The organism is Virgibacillus salexigens (assembly GCF_014905415.1).
GTDB lineage: Bacteria > Bacillota > Bacilli > Bacillales > Amphibacillaceae > Virgibacillus > Virgibacillus salexigens.
The window spans coordinates 256,151-274,809 of sequence record NZ_BNEO01000005.1; the positions used below are offsets into that span (position 1 = coordinate 256,151).

General features: G+C 37.5%; 19 protein-coding genes and 12 tRNA genes. 28 read left to right on the forward strand and 3 right to left on the reverse strand.

Features of this window, described 5'->3' with window-relative positions; all coding sequences use genetic code 11:
* Positions 1 to 20 precede the first annotated feature (20 nt).
* Both JKP73_RS18510 and JKP73_RS18515 read right to left on the reverse strand, forming a co-directional pair.
* Positions 21 to 971 (reverse strand): LacI family DNA-binding transcriptional regulator, encoded by a 951-nt coding sequence (locus tag JKP73_RS18510; protein WP_200411640.1) that lies wholly within the window; start codon positions 969 to 971, stop codon positions 21 to 23.
* Between the two features lie 310 nt (positions 972 to 1,281).
* A complete protein-coding gene (locus JKP73_RS18515; RefSeq protein WP_021288594.1) occupies positions 1,282 to 2,055 on the reverse strand; it encodes a rhomboid family intramembrane serine protease in 774 nt (257 codons plus the stop codon).
* 166 nt (positions 2,056 to 2,221) lie between these two features.
* Here JKP73_RS18515 and acpS point away from each other — a divergent pair, with 166 nt between their 5' ends.
* The 15 genes from acpS to JKP73_RS18590 all read left to right on the forward strand — a co-directional run bounded on the left by acpS (position 2,222) and on the right by JKP73_RS18590 (position 14,872).
* A complete protein-coding gene (gene acpS, locus JKP73_RS18520; RefSeq protein ID WP_200411641.1) occupies positions 2,222 to 2,593 on the forward strand; it encodes a holo-ACP synthase in 372 nt (123 codons plus the stop codon).
* A 47-nt stretch (positions 2,594 to 2,640) separates the two neighbouring features.
* Positions 2,641 to 4,152: an NAD(P)H-hydrate dehydratase gene (locus JKP73_RS18525; protein ID WP_200411642.1), complete on the forward strand. Its 1,512-nt coding sequence runs from the start codon at positions 2,641 to 2,643 to the stop codon at positions 4,150 to 4,152.
* Between the two features lie 59 nt (positions 4,153 to 4,211).
* The gene (locus JKP73_RS18530; protein ID WP_200411643.1) at positions 4,212 to 5,228 is read left to right on the forward strand and encodes a LolA family protein; all 1,017 of its coding nucleotides are present in this window, start codon (positions 4,212 to 4,214) and stop codon (positions 5,226 to 5,228) included.
* A gap of 174 nt (positions 5,229 to 5,402) precedes the next feature.
* Positions 5,403 to 6,521, forward strand: coding sequence for an alanine racemase (alr, locus tag JKP73_RS18535; protein ID WP_200411644.1), 1,119 nt, complete (start codon positions 5,403 to 5,405; stop codon positions 6,519 to 6,521).
* A 183-nt stretch (positions 6,522 to 6,704) separates the two neighbouring features.
* Positions 6,705 to 6,989 carry a CopG family ribbon-helix-helix protein gene (locus tag JKP73_RS18540; protein ID WP_031334858.1) on the forward strand — a complete coding sequence of 95 codons (285 nt, stop codon included), beginning with the start codon at positions 6,705 to 6,707 and terminating at the stop codon, positions 6,987 to 6,989.
* Between the two features lie 4 nt (positions 6,990 to 6,993).
* A complete protein-coding gene (locus tag JKP73_RS18545; RefSeq protein ID WP_021288588.1) occupies positions 6,994 to 7,353 on the forward strand; it encodes a type II toxin-antitoxin system PemK/MazF family toxin in 360 nt (119 codons plus the stop codon).
* Positions 7,354 to 7,580: 227 nt separating this feature from the next.
* Positions 7,581 to 8,450 (forward strand): RsbT co-antagonist protein RsbRA, encoded by an 870-nt coding sequence (gene rsbRA, locus JKP73_RS18550; protein WP_021288587.1) that lies wholly within the window; start codon positions 7,581 to 7,583, stop codon positions 8,448 to 8,450.
* 4 nt (positions 8,451 to 8,454) lie between these two features.
* Positions 8,455 to 8,811, forward strand: a complete 357-nt coding sequence (locus JKP73_RS18555) for an STAS domain-containing protein (protein ID WP_021288586.1) — start codon at positions 8,455 to 8,457, stop codon at positions 8,809 to 8,811.
* A gap of 3 nt (positions 8,812 to 8,814) precedes the next feature.
* On the forward strand, positions 8,815 to 9,216 hold the full coding sequence (locus tag JKP73_RS18560) for an anti-sigma regulatory factor (protein WP_021288585.1): 402 nt from the start codon (positions 8,815 to 8,817) through the stop codon (positions 9,214 to 9,216).
* Between the two features lie 102 nt (positions 9,217 to 9,318).
* Positions 9,319 to 10,332 carry a PP2C family protein-serine/threonine phosphatase gene (locus JKP73_RS18565; protein ID WP_021288584.1) on the forward strand — a complete coding sequence of 338 codons (1,014 nt, stop codon included), beginning with the start codon at positions 9,319 to 9,321 and terminating at the stop codon, positions 10,330 to 10,332.
* Between the two features lie 65 nt (positions 10,333 to 10,397).
* Positions 10,398 to 10,730: an STAS domain-containing protein gene (locus tag JKP73_RS18570; RefSeq protein ID WP_021288583.1), complete on the forward strand. Its 333-nt coding sequence runs from the start codon at positions 10,398 to 10,400 to the stop codon at positions 10,728 to 10,730.
* Entirely contained in the window at positions 10,730 to 11,206 is a 477-nt protein-coding gene (rsbW, locus tag JKP73_RS18575; protein ID WP_021288582.1) for an anti-sigma B factor RsbW, read from the forward strand. The genes JKP73_RS18570 and rsbW overlap by 1 nt, the downstream gene beginning before the upstream one ends.
* The gene (gene sigB / locus JKP73_RS18580) at positions 11,178 to 11,969 is read left to right on the forward strand and encodes an RNA polymerase sigma factor SigB (protein ID WP_021288581.1); all 792 of its coding nucleotides are present in this window, start codon (positions 11,178 to 11,180) and stop codon (positions 11,967 to 11,969) included. Before rsbW ends, sigB begins: the two co-directional genes overlap by 29 nt.
* Positions 11,970 to 11,971: 2 nt before the next feature.
* Positions 11,972 to 12,562 carry a SpoIIE family protein phosphatase gene (locus JKP73_RS18585; RefSeq protein WP_021288580.1) on the forward strand — a complete coding sequence of 197 codons (591 nt, stop codon included), beginning with the start codon at positions 11,972 to 11,974 and terminating at the stop codon, positions 12,560 to 12,562.
* Positions 12,563 to 12,700: 138 nt separating this feature from the next.
* Positions 12,701 to 14,872, forward strand: coding sequence for a Tex family protein (locus JKP73_RS18590; protein ID WP_160807659.1), 2,172 nt, complete (start codon positions 12,701 to 12,703; stop codon positions 14,870 to 14,872).
* A gap of 46 nt (positions 14,873 to 14,918) precedes the next feature.
* Here the strand turns inward: JKP73_RS18590 and JKP73_RS18595 are convergent, their stop codons facing one another.
* A complete protein-coding gene (locus tag JKP73_RS18595) occupies positions 14,919 to 16,382 on the reverse strand; it encodes a catalase (RefSeq protein WP_021288578.1) in 1,464 nt (487 codons plus the stop codon).
* Between the two features lie 211 nt (positions 16,383 to 16,593).
* Between JKP73_RS18595 and JKP73_RS18600 the strand changes: the two genes are divergently transcribed.
* The 13 genes from JKP73_RS18600 (at position 16,594) to JKP73_RS18660 (ending at position 18,431) form a co-directional block, all read left to right on the forward strand.
* Complete coding sequence (locus tag JKP73_RS18600; protein ID WP_021288577.1) at positions 16,594 to 17,043, forward strand: SprT family protein; 450 nt, start codon at positions 16,594 to 16,596, stop codon at positions 17,041 to 17,043.
* A gap of 180 nt (positions 17,044 to 17,223) precedes the next feature.
* Positions 17,224 to 17,298, forward strand: a tRNA-Asn gene (locus JKP73_RS18605).
* A gap of 3 nt (positions 17,299 to 17,301) precedes the next feature.
* Positions 17,302 to 17,392: transfer RNA gene (locus tag JKP73_RS18610), tRNA-Ser, on the forward strand.
* A gap of 9 nt (positions 17,393 to 17,401) precedes the next feature.
* A tRNA-Glu gene (locus JKP73_RS18615) sits at positions 17,402 to 17,473 on the forward strand.
* A gap of 21 nt (positions 17,474 to 17,494) precedes the next feature.
* Positions 17,495 to 17,571: transfer RNA gene (locus JKP73_RS18620), tRNA-Asp, on the forward strand.
* A gap of 5 nt (positions 17,572 to 17,576) precedes the next feature.
* Positions 17,577 to 17,651: transfer RNA gene (locus tag JKP73_RS18625), tRNA-Gln, on the forward strand.
* Between the two features lie 73 nt (positions 17,652 to 17,724).
* Positions 17,725 to 17,797 (forward strand) — tRNA-Lys (locus JKP73_RS18630).
* Positions 17,798 to 17,812: 15 nt separating this feature from the next.
* Positions 17,813 to 17,894 (forward strand) — tRNA-Leu (locus JKP73_RS18635).
* Positions 17,895 to 17,945: 51 nt separating this feature from the next.
* Positions 17,946 to 18,032 (forward strand) — tRNA-Leu (locus tag JKP73_RS18640).
* Positions 18,033 to 18,086: 54 nt separating this feature from the next.
* Positions 18,087 to 18,163: transfer RNA gene (locus tag JKP73_RS18645), tRNA-Arg, on the forward strand.
* A 6-nt stretch (positions 18,164 to 18,169) separates the two neighbouring features.
* Positions 18,170 to 18,246, forward strand: a tRNA-Pro gene (locus JKP73_RS18650).
* A gap of 28 nt (positions 18,247 to 18,274) precedes the next feature.
* Positions 18,275 to 18,348, forward strand: a tRNA-Gly gene (locus JKP73_RS18655).
* 9 nt (positions 18,349 to 18,357) lie between these two features.
* Positions 18,358 to 18,431: transfer RNA gene (locus JKP73_RS18660), tRNA-Ile, on the forward strand.
* Positions 18,432 to 18,659: the final 228 nt, after the last annotated feature.

Genomic DNA, 18,659 nt, shown 5'->3' on the forward strand with positions numbered 1-18,659 from the left:
AATGGATTTCAGGTCAATAGTTAAATAGAAGATCGTTGAATTATTTCATAAGGAACGTTGACTTTTGCTTGTGATTTTTGAATAGCAAGTTGAAATGCTTGCTCACCAACTTTCATTAAGCGATGATTGACTGTTGAAAGATCAAGAGCTATTCCAATAGGCTGGTTCTCTTGGCCGACAATTGCTAGCTCATCGGGTATTTTTACTCCTACTGATTGTGCATAGTTGTAAATGCCGCCAGCAACCTCATCTCCATTTGCGTAAATAGCATGTGGTCGATCATTCAATTGCAAAAATTCATGGGCTGCTCGATAGCCATCTTCCAAACGGTAACAACCGGAAATATGTAAATGGGGTGGGAGTTTTCCGATTACTTTATGGTAAGCTTGGATGGTTTGCCTGGTACTAAGGCTTTCATTGGCTCTCGCAGTAGTAATTGCTATGTTTGTATAGCCTTTCTTTTTAAGCATTTGAAATGTATCAACATAGGAAGCATAGCGATCGATATACGCACAACCAACTTCTTCAGCTGTTGTATACTCACATGAAATAATGGATCCATATTTTGTGTACGGAACGATCTTCTCCCAATCATTGGAACGGGAAGTAATAATAAGACTATCTAAAAATTTATTCTTTAGCATCGTAAGATACTCCATCTCTTTTTTGTTATCATATTTTGTTGGGAGTACAGTGACAGAATAATTATATATCGTAGATTGATTTAGAATGCCGTGTAACATTTGGTCGAATGCTTGATTATTATTGTACGGAATAATTACACCAATCATCTTTGTTTCACCACGTATCAAATCGATTGCATTCTTATTTGGGGTATAATTGAGTTCCTCTATCACTTTCTGTACTTTGCTTCTTTTGGTTTCTGATACATATTTGTAGTTATTAAGTACTCTGGATACGGTCGTAACAGATACTCCAGCTAATCTAGCTATTTCACTTATATTTGCCATTAGTATTACTCCAATCAAGAATAGTAATTGATAATAAAGCTGGCTGGTACATAACTAAAACGAGTAACACGAAAATCGGATAATTTATTTTTGCTTTAAACCCAATCTGAAACAGACTATGCTTTCGAGGAACGGCACAACCAACTTGGATGGGGCTTTTTCATTAGGAATCAGGACTGTCTTAGTCATCATCATTTAAAAACGAACGATAAAATATCCGAACTACTTCGAATATTACTTCGTATACTCGGATGTTCGTTCGGATTACTCTTTATCTACTTTGCTTTTTGGTTCAACTCCGTATTCGCCACTACATTATTCTACTAATTATTCCTAATAAAACTAAGAGGATGAAAATGATCCACCATATATTTTTTTTCATGGAACGTGGAATTCGTTTCTTTTTCCAGCGGTTAGGGTCAAATGATATGGTTTCGCTGTCATCCTTCCTTCGCGTTGCCATAGTTACCCATGGATTATACATTTTAGCATTCGCTAAAACGACAGGTGCTATTGCAAAGCCGCCAATAAACCCAAATATATGTCCATATACGTTTATATTTGCTCGTATAAATGTCATAATGAGACCAACAACGAAAATAGTAAGGATAATTTGGGAGCTTGTCTGATCTATTAAATGTTTACGAAATGCCACCATAAAGACGTAAATACCAAATAAACCAAAAATAGCACCTGATGCGCCTACGTGGACGTACCAAAATTCAGAGGGGCCGAAGAAATAAGTTCCGAGGTTCCCGGCAATACCAGCAACCAAATATGCAATAATAAATTTTGTGCGCCCTAGCATTTGTTCTAAGGCTGGACCAAATAATACGAGGGAGAAAGAATTAAATAGGGCATGCATTAAATCGGCATGAAGAAATATTGGCGTTACAAGCCGCCAATACTCACCTTGATTGATATAAAAATTACTCCCAGCTCCTAATTGATAAATTGTTTCACCGATAGACAGTTGTAGGAAGTTAATAATTAACCATAATGCTAAGTGGACAATCACTAATGTAGAAACAACAGGATAAGACGTTATAAATTCTTTCAAACTTCTTTCATTTCGAATAAACATGGAATAGACTCCCCCGATTTTTATATTATAAAAGGATAATGGTTCTGTAAATCATTGTTATTATATTGTAATAAAATACTACAAGTAGTATGACCAATTTTATCGTACTAAAATAACAATCAAAAATATAATCATTTGCATTTTAGTTAGAAAGGGTTCGTGGTCGATGATAAAGGGAATTGGATTAGACTTAATAGAATTAAAACGAATAGAACAAAGTATTCAAACGAATAACCGTATTATTGAGAGAATTTTAACGCCATCAGAAAGAGAGGAATTTTACACACTAGAAAGTAATAAGCGAAAAATAGAGTATTTATCTGGAAGATTTGCTGCCAAAGAGGCATTTGCTAAAGCAGCAGGTACAGGAATTGGAAAGCTTCGTTTTCAAGATATTGAAATACAATCTTGTGAGAGTGGAGCACCTAACTTAACTGCTTCTGGTTACGAGAAAGTTAATATCTTCTTGTCGATTACACATAGTAACGATTATGCTGCTGCACAGGTTGTCATTGAAGAAGATGAACAAAATGCATAAACAGAAAGGTTGTCTCATATATTTTAGTGCGGGTAGGAGGGAACAAATTGTTTATTGTCACCGCGAAGGAAATGTACGATATTGATAAGTTCGCAATGCAGGAAATTGGCTTAGATGGGAAATTGCTGATGGAAAATGCCGGACGAGCCGTTGCTGAGAAGATCACAGCAATGAGCTCTAAACAGGAAAAAATCTGTGTATTAGCTGGTGCAGGAAATAATGGTGGAGATGGTTTTGTTATTGCTCGGACAATGATGGATCAAGGGTACCATATCCATGTGTTACAAGTGGTTCCAGATAGTAAAATACGAGGAGATGCATCTTTTCATAAACGTATTTATGAGAATTGTGGAGGCAGTCTATCTTTATTCGATGGAATCGATGGAACAGAGGTGTTAGATGCAGATATTATTATTGATGCAATGATTGGCATTGGCGTGAAAGGGGAATTAAGAGAACCTTTGTTATCATTGGTCTCGCTTATTAACCAACAAACCAAAAAGGTAATCTCTGTAGATGTTCCGTCTGGTTTACCAGCTGATGAAGGTACAGTTGAATTTAGTGCAGTAGAAGCAACATACACTTTTATTATCGGGGCACCAAAAATCAGTGCGTTTTTAAATCATACATCCCCTTATTACGGTACATGGGAACCTGTTTCCATTGGTTTACCCAAAAAAGCATTCCAGTTAAGTACAAGCAAGTCTATTTGGAACGAGACGAATGTTCGAGATTGTTTTCCCGGTCGAAAACCAGATGATCATAAAGGAACACATGGAAAGGGACTGGTGATTGGAGGATGCACGGAAATGCCGGGGGCGCTTTCTATGACACTAAAAGCAGCTCTAAGAGCAGGAGCGGGATTAATTACTGGGGCTACATCAGAACATGTAATTAATCGTATTGCGTCTGCGAATGTGGAAGCAACCTATGCCGTATTATCTACGACAGATGGATTTATCAATAATGATTCGAAAGTAAATGTACAAGATTATGACGCAATCGCATTAGGAATGGGGATGGGTAGAAAAGCATTTACGAGTGAGTTGGTAAGAGATGTTGCTAGTGAAGCCAATTGTCCAATTATTATTGATGGTGATGGACTACATCATATTCAACCATATCTTACATCCTTAAAAAGACGAAAATCCCCTACCATTATGACGCCACATCCTGGAGAAATGGCTATGCTTTTAGGAGCGAATGTTAACGAAATTTTGGTAGAACCTTTTCGTTATGCTTCCGAATTTGCTAGAAAGTTTGACGTTTATCTGGTTTTAAAAGGGATGTATAGTATTATCACGTCTCCAGAAGGAAAGCAGTCGGTAAATATGACTGGTAATCCAGGTCTTGCTAAAGGGGGAAGTGGAGATGTGTTAACAGGGATTGTATTGGCAATGATTTTGCAGAGACAAGACGTGTTTGATGCCATCTGTAATGCCTGTTATGTTCATGGGAAGTCCGCAGATCTTTTAATTAAACATCAGCACTCTCATCATGATCTATTAGCCAGTGATGTGATTGACGGAATAGCTAACGTTTATCGTACCATTTCTTGAGAGGTATTTAGGTGATAAGGTTCCCTTTGTTTTTTAATTGAGACAAGGGAGATATGTTCATGAAAAGAAAAATCGGTGGTTGGATCATTGTATTTGGCTTTGTTCTATTATTATCAGCCTGTGGAGAAAAGACACAGGAGGATGTGGTTGCAGACCTAAAAGATAATATGGAAGAAATGGATGGCTATAAAGCAAAAGCTGAAATGAGTATGAACACTGGCCAAGAACAACAAATGTTTAATATTGACGTTTGGCATAAAAAAGATGATTTGTATCGAGTAGGGTTATCCAGTAATGAGGATGAAAAGGGTAACCAAATCATTTTAAAAAATGAGGATGGTGTATTTGTTTTAACACCAGCTTTAAGCAAAAGTTTTAAGTTTCAATCTGAATGGCCGGAAAATAGTAGTCAACCATACCTATACCAATCATTAATTAATGATATTGAAAAAGATAAAGAAGCGGAATTTGAAGTAACCGATTCCCATTATGTGTTTAAAACAAAAACAAATTATCAAAGCAATAACAATCTTCCATTTCAAGAAATTTACTTTGATAAAAAGACATTACAGCCTGTACAAGTGAATGTACTAGATAAAGATAGAAATGCTTTAGTAGAGGTGAAGTTCTCAAATTTCGATCAAGAAGCATCGTTTGAAGATGACGATTTTTCAATGGAGAAAAATATGGCAAGTAGTGGATCTCAAGAGGAGCCAGTTTCAAGTGATAAAGGAGGAAATTCGCTTACCGTATTTTATCCTTCATACATGGCTGGTGCAGAATTAACCGAAAAGAAAGAAGCTTCAACTGAAAATGGGGAAAGAGTCATTTTAACATTTGAAGGAGAAAAGAACTTTACCTTAGTAGAAGAAAAAGCGGAAGCACAAAAAACCATGGCATCCCCAAATGAGGTAGCAGGCGAAATTGTAAACTTAGGTTTTGCGGTAGGAGCAATTTCAGACAACTCCATCGAGTGGACGCATGATGGAGTAGACTTCATGTTAGCTAGCGATGAGTTAACAAAAGAAGAACTCATCCAAGTAGCGCAATCCGTACAAAGCAAAGAAGTGAAATAATATGCCATTATAATAAAGCAGACTCTAACTAAATAGAGTCTGCTTTTATTTTTGGAATCAGAATCGTATTACGTCGTAAAAGAATTGACAGCCTTGACAAGACAAGAAATAATAGGTAGAGCTAAAAAGTAGCAAAAGGAGACAAAATTGGTTTTCGGAAGGGAGTCAAGATTTGTGGATTTACATAGAAGTACATGGGTAGAAATAGATTTGAATGCTATTGCATATAATATAAATACAATAAAGAATAAGATGCCTAATCATACAAAAGTAATTGCTGTGGTGAAGGCCGATGGTTATGGTCATGGAAGTATTCCGGTTGCCAAAAAAGCTTTAGATTCAGGGGCTGAGGCATTGGCAGTAGCTTTATTGGAAGAAGCACTTGAATTAAGAGATGCTGGTATAACTGCACCAATTTTAGTACTGGGTTGGGTGCCACCAGCATCAGCAATAATTGCTGCAGAGCAGAATATCACATTAACATTCTTTCAACAAGAATGGATACAGCAAGTTAACACGTATTCATTTACGAAACCATTGAAGCTCCATCTAAAACTTGACTCAGGAATGGGAAGAATCGGAATAAGAACGGAAGAAGAACTACATGCTATCTTATATGCATTAAATAAAAATTCAAGCATATATTTAACAGGAGTATACACCCATTTTGCAACAGCTGATGAACCAGAATCAACCTATTTTGATGTACAAAAAAAACGCTTTGAAAGGGGGCTCTCGCTTTTACAAGATAATTGGAATGGTAATCTAGATATCCATATTGGTAATAGCGCTAGTGCTATTCGGTTACCAGAAGGTATGTACAATTATATACGTTTTGGTATTGCCATGTATGGATTGTATCCTTCTAAAGCTGTTAAAGAAAAAGGAGATATAGAATTGAAGCAGGCCTTCTCTTTGCATAGTCAATTGGTGCATGTGAAACAGATTCAAGCAGGAGATTCGATAAGTTATGGATGTACCTATACAGCTAAAAAGGAAGAATGGATTGGTACAATTCCGATTGGATATGGGGACGGTTGGTTACGAAAAATGCAAGGGTTCTCTATTTTAATTAACGGAAAAAGAATGCCTATCGTAGGCAGGATTTGTATGGATCAAACGATGGTACGGCTGGATCGCGCATACCCTGTTGAAACAAAAGTGACTTTCATTGGTCACCAGAATGATGCATTTATTCCGATGGATGAGGTGTCGGAATATGCTGAAACGATTAACTATGAGATTCCTTGTGTGATTAATAAGCGGATTCCACGAATATATAAAGGTCTTTAGGGAAAAGCTCTTCATAACGGATTAAATTATTCATATACCACGTATAGAATTCTAATAAACGACAAAACAAACGACTTTTTTAGAAAAAATTCGGGCAACCCTTTGCAAATGGGCGAATTCAATGATATTATTGAAAATGACTTTTACAAAGTTCGTTCAACAGTTGGCGGAGGTGTGATGGTTTTGTCAGAGAGTTTACAAGAAGTATTAGTGAAAATACCGAAAAACCTGTTAAATGAGGTGGATGGTCTAATGAAGTATGAGAATAGTGATTTAAGTGATTTCATATGTCAGGCTACAAGAAACTATCTTCAACACAAAAGAGATGAGCATTTCCAACAATTTCGTGAAAATATGCAAAAAGGCTATGAAGAAATGGGCCGCATTAATTTAACAATTGCTTCAGAAGCTTTTCAAGCTGAAGAGGAGGCAGAAAACACCTTGGAACGCTCAGTGATCGGGGTGTAATCACTTGATCGTACAAAGAGGCGAAGTATATTTCGCTGACCTTTCCCCTGTTGTCGGATCAGAACAGGGAGGCGTACGCCCGGTATTGATCCTGCAAAATGATATCGGGAATCGTTTCAGTCCTACCGTTATTGTTGCGGCTATCACAGCGCAAATTCAAAAAGCTAAACTCCCAACGCATGTGGAGATAGATGCAAAGCGATATGGGTTTGATCGTGATTCCGTTATTTTGCTAGAACAAATAAGAACACTTGACAAACAACGGCTAACAGATAAAATTACAAGATTAGATAAAGAGATGATGACTAAAATTAACCAGGCATTAGAAATAAGTCTGGGGCTGAAAGATATGTATGGTCAATGACGATACCCTTGTTATGCGGAACAAGGGTATTTTTATGTTTGTTACAAGATAATATTATATATAGAATTTGTTTCTGTGTTACAATTAATTTGACATTACTAGTGTTTTTTAACTAATTTATTGTGAAATTTATACAATTTTAGCCAGGAACGACAATTTTCTAAAACAGATAATTTGACAACATAAGAACAAATAAACAAATCTCTAAATACGTTGGAGGTATGGAAATGGACGAGAAGTTTAAAAAGGTTGCGATCGAAAACAGTGATTCCATAGTGAAAATGTGGATGGGTGAAATTCATTCACTAAAGGATGGGAATTACACTTCAAGTATATCTGATGAATTATTTGAAAGCACAAATAGAGAGTTTGTTAATGTTATATTTACAAGTATAAAAAACGCTGGATCACCGAAATCGGTTGAAAGCTTTTCGGAGAAAATCATTAATCTTGGTTGGCCATTAAGTTATATCATTGATGGGCTACAAGTATTTCGCAGGGTAACAGTAGATTATATTTTAAGTCAATCGGAACAAGTGGATTCTGCATTTATCTCATCTGTACTTCGAAGTGTAGATACTTGGGTAGAGCCGCTGATTAGGCAATTGGTTAATGAGTATTCCGGTAGTTGGGAAAATACGGTCTCTTTACAACGTGTAGCACTTCAAGAGTTATCTGCACCACTGATTCCAGTAATGGAGAGTATTACAATCATGCCGTTAATTGGAACAATTGATACAGAACGGGCAAAATTAATTATGGAGAACTTGCTTGATGGTGTAATTAAACATAACTCCGAAGTGGTGTTAATCGATATTACAGGAGTTCCTGTCGTTGATACGATGGTGGCTCACCATATTATTCAAGCTGCAGAAGCAGTACGCTTAATTGGTTCTACTTGTATATTAGTAGGGATTCGTCCAGAAATTGCTCAAACGATTGTAAACCTTGGAATTGACTTAGGCAAATTTCCAACAAAAAGCTCTTTGAAAAAAGGCTTCCGAACCGCACTTGAAATAACCAACAGACAAGTTGTCGATATAGAAAGTAAAGAAGATAACATGGAACAAATGATTAAATCATTGAAAGGGGAGTAGAATCTTGCGTATACCGATACTAAAGCTCCATAATTATTTGCTAATTTCCATTCAGACGGAATTAGATGATCAAACAGCTATTCAATTTCAAGAAGACTTACTCGATAAGATCCATAAAAGCGGGTCATCTGGAGTAGTCATTGATTTAACATCTGTAGAGATTATAGATTCTTTCATTGCCAAGGTTTTAGGCGATGTGGTTACAATGTCTGATTTAATGGGGGCAAAGGTAGTTTTAACCGGTATCCAACCAGCAGTTGCAATGACTTTAATTGATTTAGGAATACACTTAAAGAATGTGCCAACTGCATTAGACTTAGAACAGGGTCTTATTAAACTCTACCAGGAATTGGGGGAATAGCGCATGAAACCTCAATCTTGCGTAAACATAAATAAAGAGTGGGATATTGTTGGGGCTAGGCAGTTAGGCAGAGATATTGCGAAAAAAATTGGATTTGGGACTGTCGATCAAGCACGTATCGCTACCGCGATCTCAGAATTGGCTAGAAACATCTATTTGTATGCTGATCATGGACAAATATGTTTTGAAATAATAGATAACATGGAACATAAAGGGATTTGTATGGTAGCGATCGATGTTGGTCCTGGAATCGAAGACATTGGACAAGTTATGGAAGATGGGTATTCTACTTCAGGTGGATTAGGTGCTGGGTTACCTGGTGTTAAACGACTTATGGATGAATTTGACCTCCAATCCGAAGTAGAAAAAGGAACGAGAGTCAAAGCAATTAAATGGGTGAGATAGAATGACTTTTTGCTCAAGGTGTGTACATTATGATTGTACACACCCTGTGTTGTTTTAGATCGTAACAATCCTTGGTTTCATAGGGAGATAGGGGGAAGAGAGGTGGACGATATATTGAAATTGGATGCCGAAACATATAAAGAGTTAATGAAGCGATATATGGAGACAAGGGATGAACAGTCCCTATATGAAGTAGAACAGGCCAGCAAATCCTTTATACAAAACAATATCTTACCAGATGAAATCGTTAATATGCATATCCAAGCATTGGAAGAGTTATACCCCAGTTTGAGTGAAGACATACAGTATTCAATGAACTTCTTACTAGAAGCCATGATTGCCTATGGTATTGCTCATCAAGAATATCAAACATTACGCGAGAAACAATCTGAATTAAAATCGGAAATATCGGTCGCAGCTAGCATGCAAGAAACCTTGCTTGGTACAACGAAGCCAGATATCGAGGGGATAGACATCGGCATAATTAGCGTTCCAGCTCATCAAATGAATGGAGACTATCATCACTTTATCAAAGGGAGAGATGGTTCTTTAGGTATTGCGATGGCTGATGTGATTGGTAAAGGTATTCCAGCAGCATTATGCATGTCCATGATTAAGTATTCCATGGATAGCTATCCAGAAGATGTTATGAGCCCAAAAGCTATTTTAAATAGTTTAAACCGTGTGGTAGAAAGAAATGTTGACCCCAGTATGTTCATTACAATGTTCTATGCACAGTATCTTCCCTCGGAACATAAACTTCGTTATGCATCGGCAGGTCATGAACCTGGTTATTATTATAATGCTGCAAATGATACCTTTGAGGAGATTGAAACAAAAGGGCTTGTACTCGGGGTAACTCCGGATACAGCGTATCCTGAATATGAGATGGATATTAACAAAGATGATATGGTAATTATGTTAACGGACGGAGTTACAGAATGCCGTGATGGTGACCGATTTATTGAAAGTGAAGAGGTGTTAGAAGTAATTAGATACTATGCACATTTACCAGCACAGGAAATGGTCAACCAAGTATTTAAACATTTTGAACGACTTCAAGAATTTGAGTTACGAGATGATTTTACGTTACTAATCATACGAAGAGAGGTTTAATGGTTAAATAAAATGGGTAAAAACTAGAGTTACGAATTATATCGTTCTGATATAGGAGGAAGAGTATGAATTTAAGTGTGGATGTTGTAGAAGAAACGAATAAGTCAATTGTTAACCTCGCAGGTGAAATAGATGCATATACTGCACCAGAATTAAAAGAAGCATTACTACCTTTAACAAAGCAATCCGGTCATTTAGTAGAGGTGGATTTAGAACAGGTGAATTACATGGATAGTACAGGTTTAGGAATATTTATCAGTGCCTTAAAATCGACCAAAGAGAATAATAGTCAAATGACGCTTGTTAACATTCAAGATCGTGTGCTTCGTCTTTTTAAGATTACGGGTTTAGATGAAATTATGGATATCAATTCTGCGATTCGGGGTGGAAGTGAATAATGGAAAGATTTGATTTTATTGAACTAAAAGTTCCTGCAAAAGCAGAATATGTTGGAGTAGTGCGATTAAGTATTTCGGGGATAGCAAATCGCATGGGCTTTTCTTATGAAGATATTGAAGATCTAAAAGTAGCTATATCGGAAGCAATTACGAATACCGTTACACATGCTTATGAAGACAATGATGATGGAGAAGTTACCATCGGTTTTGGCGTGTACGAAGATAGACTAGAAGTTATGGTAGCTGATCATGGAGGTAGTTTTAATCTGAACGAAGTGAAAGACGGAATCGGCCCCTATAAGCATACGGATTCGATCGAAGACCTAAAAGAGGGAGGTTTTGGTCTGTTCCTAATCGATGCATTAATGGATAAAGTACAAATAAATAATAACTATGGGGTTATTGTTTTAATGACAAAGTATTTAAATGAAACTGAGGTGGGCTTTGATGACGACCAAATCTCAACCACACAATAGCGGAAGAGATGAGGTTTACCAATTAATTGAATCGTTACAACAAGATCCTACTAATGAAGGTCTGCAGGAAAAAATTGTTCTCACCTATAAGGATCTCGTAGAATCTATTGCACGTAAGTACTCTAAGAATAGTAGTATACATGAGGATCTAGTTCAAGTAGGTATGATTGGGTTACTAGCTGCCGTTCGTAGGTATGATCCAGCTTTTGGTAAATCTTTTGAATCCTTTGCAATACCCACGATTATTGGAGAAATTAAACGATTTATCCGCGATAAAACATGGAGTGTCCATGTACCAAGGAGAATTAAGGAGTTAGGACCAAAAATAAAAAAAGCAGTAGACACATTAACCACTGAAACGCAAAAATCTCCATCAGTTAAAGAAATAGCGGATTATCTAGAGGTATCAGAAGAAGATGTTCTAGAGACAATGGAAATGGGCAAAAGCTATAAAGCATTATCTGTAGATAGAAAAATCGAAGCAGATTCTGATGGAAGTACGGTAGCTATTTTAGATTTAGTTGGTAAAGAAGAGGACGGTTATAATTCGATCGATCAAAAAATGTTACTGGAGAAAATTTTACCTATCTTATCTGAAAGAGAACAGCAAATTCTTCAGTATACCTATTTTGAAAATCGCAGTCAGAAAGAAACTGGCGAACTATTAGGGATTTCACAAATGCATGTATCAAGACTACAGCGTCGTTCATTACGTAAATTAAGAGAAGCAATTCAGTCTGAGAGCTCAGAGGTCTTTGATTAAGAATGCAACATGTACAAGTATCTGTCTTTCAACAAGCGAAAGAAGGAAATTACTACTGTGGCGATAGTTATTTTTATAAAGAGACAGATAAAGAATTTGTATGTGCTGTAGCCGACGGATTAGGCAGTGGTGAGTATGCAAAAGAGTCATCCCAAATAGTGATCGATATTATTAAACAGAATATGCACACAAGTATAGAGGGCATCATAAAAGAGTGTAATAAACAATTACAAGGGAAGCGCGGCGTAGTAATCGGCATTTTGAAGATTGATTTTCAGTCCAATATGTATTCATTTTCTTCCATTGGCAACATTGGTATTTTAACGGTTAATGATAAGCAAAAAAAGAAGAGAAATATACCTAATGCTGGGTACCTTGCAGGTTATCATCGTCCTTTTAAAATTATCCGTGAGAAATTGGAGGAAGATATGATGTTTATCATGTTTTCTGATGGAGTAACGGATAAGGATCTATCTCAACGATACATTATGACAGAAGATGTGAATGAAATTACGCAAACCTTTGAATATGTAAGCGACTCTAGTCGAAAAGACGATACAACACTTATTGCAATGCATTTTAGGCAAAGCTGACAATGAAAAGAGTCAGCTTTTTTTCTTGTATCCTGTCAATGGAGAACGAATCTTCGTACAATTTGTAGCGTGAGGTTGTATTCAACTTCAGTTTTCGATTTATGATAAAATAGATTTGGATGTAAAGGAGGAAAATGTGTGGCGAACGAACAGAATCAAGAATTAATCCAATGGGTGGCAAAAGAGACAGAAGTAAACACTTCGATTGTAAATAAGGTTATTGGATTATTAGAAGAAGGTAATACGGTACCGTTTATTGCACGTTACCGCAAAGAGATAACGGGTGGTTTAGATGAAGTACAGATAAAATCTGTTCAAGATAAATGGAGTTATGCGGTTAATTTAGCTGAAAGAAAGCAAGAAGTATTGCGCAGTATTAAAGATCAAGGGAAATTGACAGATGAACTGCAGCAGGAAATTATGCAAGCCATGCAGTTACAACGAGTGGAAGATCTTTATCGCCCTTATAAACAAAAAAGACGTACACGAGCGACAATAGCTAAGGAAAAAGGTCTCGAACCATTAGCAGAATTGATTTGGCAGCAATCGATTACAGATATTCAAGAAGAAGCAGCTGTCTATATATCAGAAGAACAAGAATTACATACAATTGAAGATGTATTAGCAGGAGTAAACGATATTATGGCAGAATGGATTTCAGAGGAGCCAGCATATCGTGAATTTATGCGAGAAGAAACGTTTAAACGTGGTATGATTGAATCCGAGGAAAAAGATGTAGAGAAAGACGAGAAACAAGTATATGAGATGTATTATGAATTTCATGAGGCGATACGTTCACTTGTATCACACCGCATTTTAGCACTGAATCGTGGTGAAAAAGAGGGTATATTAAAAGTGTCTGTAAACCCACCAACGGAACGAATTATTGAGTATTTACAAAGGAATGTTATTACAAAAGCAACATCTGAAGCGTTGACTCAAGTCTTAAAGCATGCAATTGAAGATAGTTATAAACGATTGATCCAACCGTCTATTGAGCGTGAAATTCGTAACAGTCTAACAGAAAGTGCAGAGCAACAAGCAATCGACGTTTTCTCTAAGAATTTGAAGAACCTATTACTCCAACCGCCTCTTAAAGGAAAAACTGTACTGGGTGTAGATCCAGCCTTTCGTACCGGTTGTAAACTAGCTGTGATCGATGAAACAGGTAAAGTGCATCAAATAGGTGTTATTTATCCAACAGCACCCAGAAATGATGTTGCTGGAGCAGAAAAGACGGTGATGGAGCTCATAAAGACTTATAAGATTGAGTTGATTGCCATTGGCAATGGTACAGCTTCCCGAGAAACAGAACAATTTATCTCAAATGTTATCGGAAAAAACAAATTACAAGTGCCATATATTATCGTTAATGAAGCAGGAGCCAGTGTATATTCAGCTTCTAAACTAGCTCGAGAAGAATTTCCGGATTTACAAGTAGAAGAGAGAAGTGCGGTATCCATTGCTAGACGTGTTCAAGATCCATTAGCTGAGTTAGTTAAAATTGATCCAAAATCCATAGGAGTTGGTCAATATCAACATGATGTGAGTCAGAAGTCGTTAAATGAATCATTATCTTTTGTTGTTGAAACAGCAGTAAACCAGGTTGGTGTAAATGTAAATACTGCTTCCGCATCGTTATTACAATATGTCTCGGGGCTTAGCAAAGCCGTCGCAACGAATATTGTGAAACAGCGTGATGAAGAAGGGAAATATACGAATCGGAAACAATTAAAGAAAGTACCTCGCTTAGGTGCAAAAACGTATGAACAAGGCATTGGTTTTCTTAGAATTATTGATGGAGATAACCCGCTTGATCGTACTCCCATTCATCCAGAGAGTTATTCAAACACGGAAAACCTGTTAACAATGTTAAATTGCGATGTAAGCGATATTGGGTCAGATAAACTTCGTGAAGGGATTCATGCTATAGATCCTAAGCAAGTTTCTGAACAATTAGGGATTGGCGAACCGACATTGATTGATATTATACAAGCATTAACGAAGCCAGAGCGTGATCCGCGTGATGATTTTCCACAACCTTTATTAAAGCAGAATGTGATAGCAATGGAAGATATTAAGCCAGGTATGGAAATGCAAGGAACTGTTCGAAATGTTGTTGATTTTGGTGTGTTTGTAGATATTGGAGTGAAACAAGATGGACTTGTTCATATTTCCAAAATGTCTCATTCATTTGTTAAGCATCCAATGGATATTGCTTCGGTTGGAGATGTAATTACAGTTTGGGTAGAGAATATAGATATTAATAAGGGAAGAATTGCTTTATCGATGATCGAAGGAGAAAAGTAAAGAAGCATGGCTCACAAAAGGGCCATGCTTCTTTCATTAGTGTTACTTATTTTACGCCTTCTGGAACTTGTAAACCAAGACCTTGGGCTACACGTTCGCCCCATTCAGAATCTGCTTTGTAGATATGCTCAATTTGACGAAGTTTAATTTCATCTTTTGTAACTGGAGTCATATGATCAACAAAAGCTTGAACCAAACGTTCTTTTTCATCTGATGACATAAGACGGTAAAGGTCACCAGCTTGGGTATAGTGATCGTCACTGTCGTAAGCAACGCTATCAGCTTCTCCGTATACTTCAAATGGCTTAATTTTAGCATCGCTATCTTCTGTAGGACCGTTCACGCTGTTTGGCTCATAGTTTGGTTTGTTTCCACCATTACCATCTACACTCATAAAGCCATCACGTTGATAATTATTTACTTCGTTCTTAGGACGGTTTACTGGAATGCTATGATGATTTGCACCTAGGCGGTAGCGGTGAGCATCAGAGTATCCGAATAAACGCCCTTGAAGCATTTTATCTGGAGATGCTTCAATTCCAGGTACGAATTGACCAGGTGAAAACGCAGCCTGTTCTACTTCTGCAAAGTAGTTTTCAGGGTTACGGTTCAATACCATGCGGCCAACTTCAATACGTGGATAGTCTTTTTTAGACCAGATCTTTGTTACATCGAATGGATCCCATTTGTATGTTTTAGCATCTTCATAAGGCATGATTTGTACATATAATCTCCATGCAGGGTAGTCGCCTTCTTCAATCGAATTAAATAAATCTTCTGTGTGATAATCAGGATTTTCACCAGCAATTTTATCTGCTAGAGCAGGGTCTAGGTTTTTGATACCTTGTTCACTAATGAAATGGTATTTAACCCAAAATGCTTCTCCTTCTTCATTAACCCATTTAAACGTATGGCTTCCATATCCATTCATATGGCGTAAGGTGGCTGGAATACCACGGTCACTATGAAGATAGGTTACTTGGTGCAATGATTCTGGAGATAGAGACCAGAAATCCCATACCATGTCTTTATCTTTCAAATGAGTTTGTGGATTACGTTTTTGTGTATGAATGAAATCAGGAAACTTAATTGCATCGCGTATGAAGAAGATTGGTGTATTATTACCAACTAAATCATAGTTTCCTTCCTCTGTATAAAATTTAACTGCGAAACCACGAGGGTCACGAACAGTGTCTGCGGATCCAAGCTCACCTGCAACTGTAGAAAAACGGATAAACATATCCGTACGTTTACCTTTTTCACTGAGGAAATCAGCTTTCGTATATTTTGAGATTTCGTCATTTGTAACTTCGAAGTACCCAAATGCACCAGCACCTTTTGCGTGCACAACACGTTCAGGAATACGTTCTCTATTAAAATGAGCAAGCTTCTCTAGTAAATTAAAATCTTGTAGTAGTGTAGGTCCATTATGTCCAGCTGTAATTGAGTTTTGATTGTCACTTACTGGTGCACCAGCAGCAGTAGTCAAAGTATTTCTTTTATTACTCAATGTAAATCTCCTCTCTTTTACTAAGTATTAATATATCTACACTTAATATTATAATATAATTCAAATAAAAATCAATGTTTAATTACAATAATTTTAAATAACGAACATAACATTTTTGACACATAATATAGGAAAGAATAAAAATATGCTGCAATAAAATCGATAGTATATTAAAATATTAGAATAGCTTATTGATAAGGAGAGAATTTTGATGAGGCTTCCAGATGATAACGAGTTATTTGAATTAGTCGATAGGCTATCAATAGTACATTTCAATAAACCTTTCTTACATAAGGTATCTTTTAATTCCCGATTACGAACGACAGGTGGCAGATATATTCCGGGTAGGAAGACCATTGAACTCAATCCTAAGTATGCGATGGAAAGGGATGAAACAGAATTTATTGGAATTATAAAGCATGAACTATGCCACTATCATCTTCATATAGAAGGAAAAGGATATAAACACGGAGATCGTGAATTCAAAGAACTTTTAAAAGCTACGGGCTCTCCTCGACATTGTAAACCATTGCCTTCTCAAATGAAGTATAATTATGAGTATCAATGCAGAAATTGTAATCAGACGTATAGACGAATGAGAAGAATAAATACATCTAAATACCGCTGCGGAAAATGTAAGGGGAGGATTATACTACAATAAATATAAAAAAATGGTGATAAACCATTGACGAATGATGTCATCCGTGATAAATTAATTAAGCTGTCTCATACAGTGGATTCAACTTACATAGTTTTCGTTGAGAAAATCATAAAAAAATGTTGACTTTTAGCTCAGAATGCTGTATTATATTTCTCGTTGCAATTGTTATTGATCTTTTATTCCACAGTAGCTCAGTGGTAGAGCTATCGGCTGTTAACCGATCGGTCGTAGGTTCGAATCCTACCTGTGGAGCCATATGGAGAAGTACTCAAGTGGCTGAAGAGGCGCCCCTGCTAAGGGTGTAGGCCGTGTAAGCGGCGCGAGGGTTCAAATCCCTCCTTCTCCGCCATTTTTTAATGGCCCGTTGGTCAAGTGGTTAAGACACCGCCCTTTCACGGCGGTAACACGGGTTCGAATCCCGTACGGGTCATCATCCTAATTGCATAGGTCGGGTCCGGTAGTTCAGTTGGTTAGAATGCCTGCCTGTCACGCAGGAGGTCGCGGGTTCGAGTCCCGTCCGGACCGCCAGATGTTGGGCTATAGCCAAGCGGTAAGGCATCGGGTTTTGATCCCGTGTACCCCAGGTTCGAATCCTGGTAGCCCAGCCATTTTTTCTTTTGAAACCATAAATAATTAACCGAACTAAACGAACTAGTATTAAGAAGTAAATTCATTTCATATGAGCCATTAGCTCAGTTGGTAGAGCATCTGACTTTTAATCAGAGGGTCGGAGGTTCGAATCCTCCATGGCTCACTATTATTCAATTACGCGGGTGTGGCGGAATTGGCAGACGCGCTAGACTTAGGATCTAGTGTCTTCGGACGTGGGGGTTCGACTCCCTCCACCCGCATCGTAGAAGCTGTGTTAAATCACAGTCTTTTATTTCCTGTCATTTTACTTTGCGGTCGTGGCGGAATGGCAGACGCGCTAGGTTGAGGGCCTAGTGGGTGTATAACCCGTGGAGGTTCAAGTCCTCTCGACCGCACCAAAAAGTTCTTGCATAAATTAATCGGATATGATAGATTTGAAAATGTTGTTTTAAGCGCCCGTAGCTCAATTGGATAGAGCGTTTGACTACGGATCAAGAGGTTAGGGGTTCGACTCCTCTCGGGCGCGCCATGATTCCGGGAAGTAGCTCAGCTTGGTAGAGCACATGGTTTGGGACCATGGGGTCGCAGGTTCAAATCCTGTCTTCCCGACCATCGCAGAATTAAATAGATTTCCATCTTTGCGGGTGTAGTTTAATGGTAAAACCTCAGCCTTCCAAGCTGATGACGAGGGTTCGATTCCCTTCACCCGCTCCATGATTATATGGGCCTGTAGCTCAGTTGGTTAGAGCGCACGCCTGATAAGCGTGAGGTCGGTGGTTCAAGTCCACTCAGGCCCATTTGCTTTTTGAAGCAAAAAAGGTATTGACTTTACCTTATTGAGATGATATATTAGTAAAGTCGCCAATTTGAGAAGCGAAACAGTTGATGATAAAAACTTGAAAAAAGTTATTGACAAACGCTAATCAAACTGGTATAATAAAAGAGTTGCTGCAAAAAGCGACTAAGAAATATTTGCTCTTTGAAAACTGAACAAAACAACCAGTATGTCAAGAAAAACAGGTAAC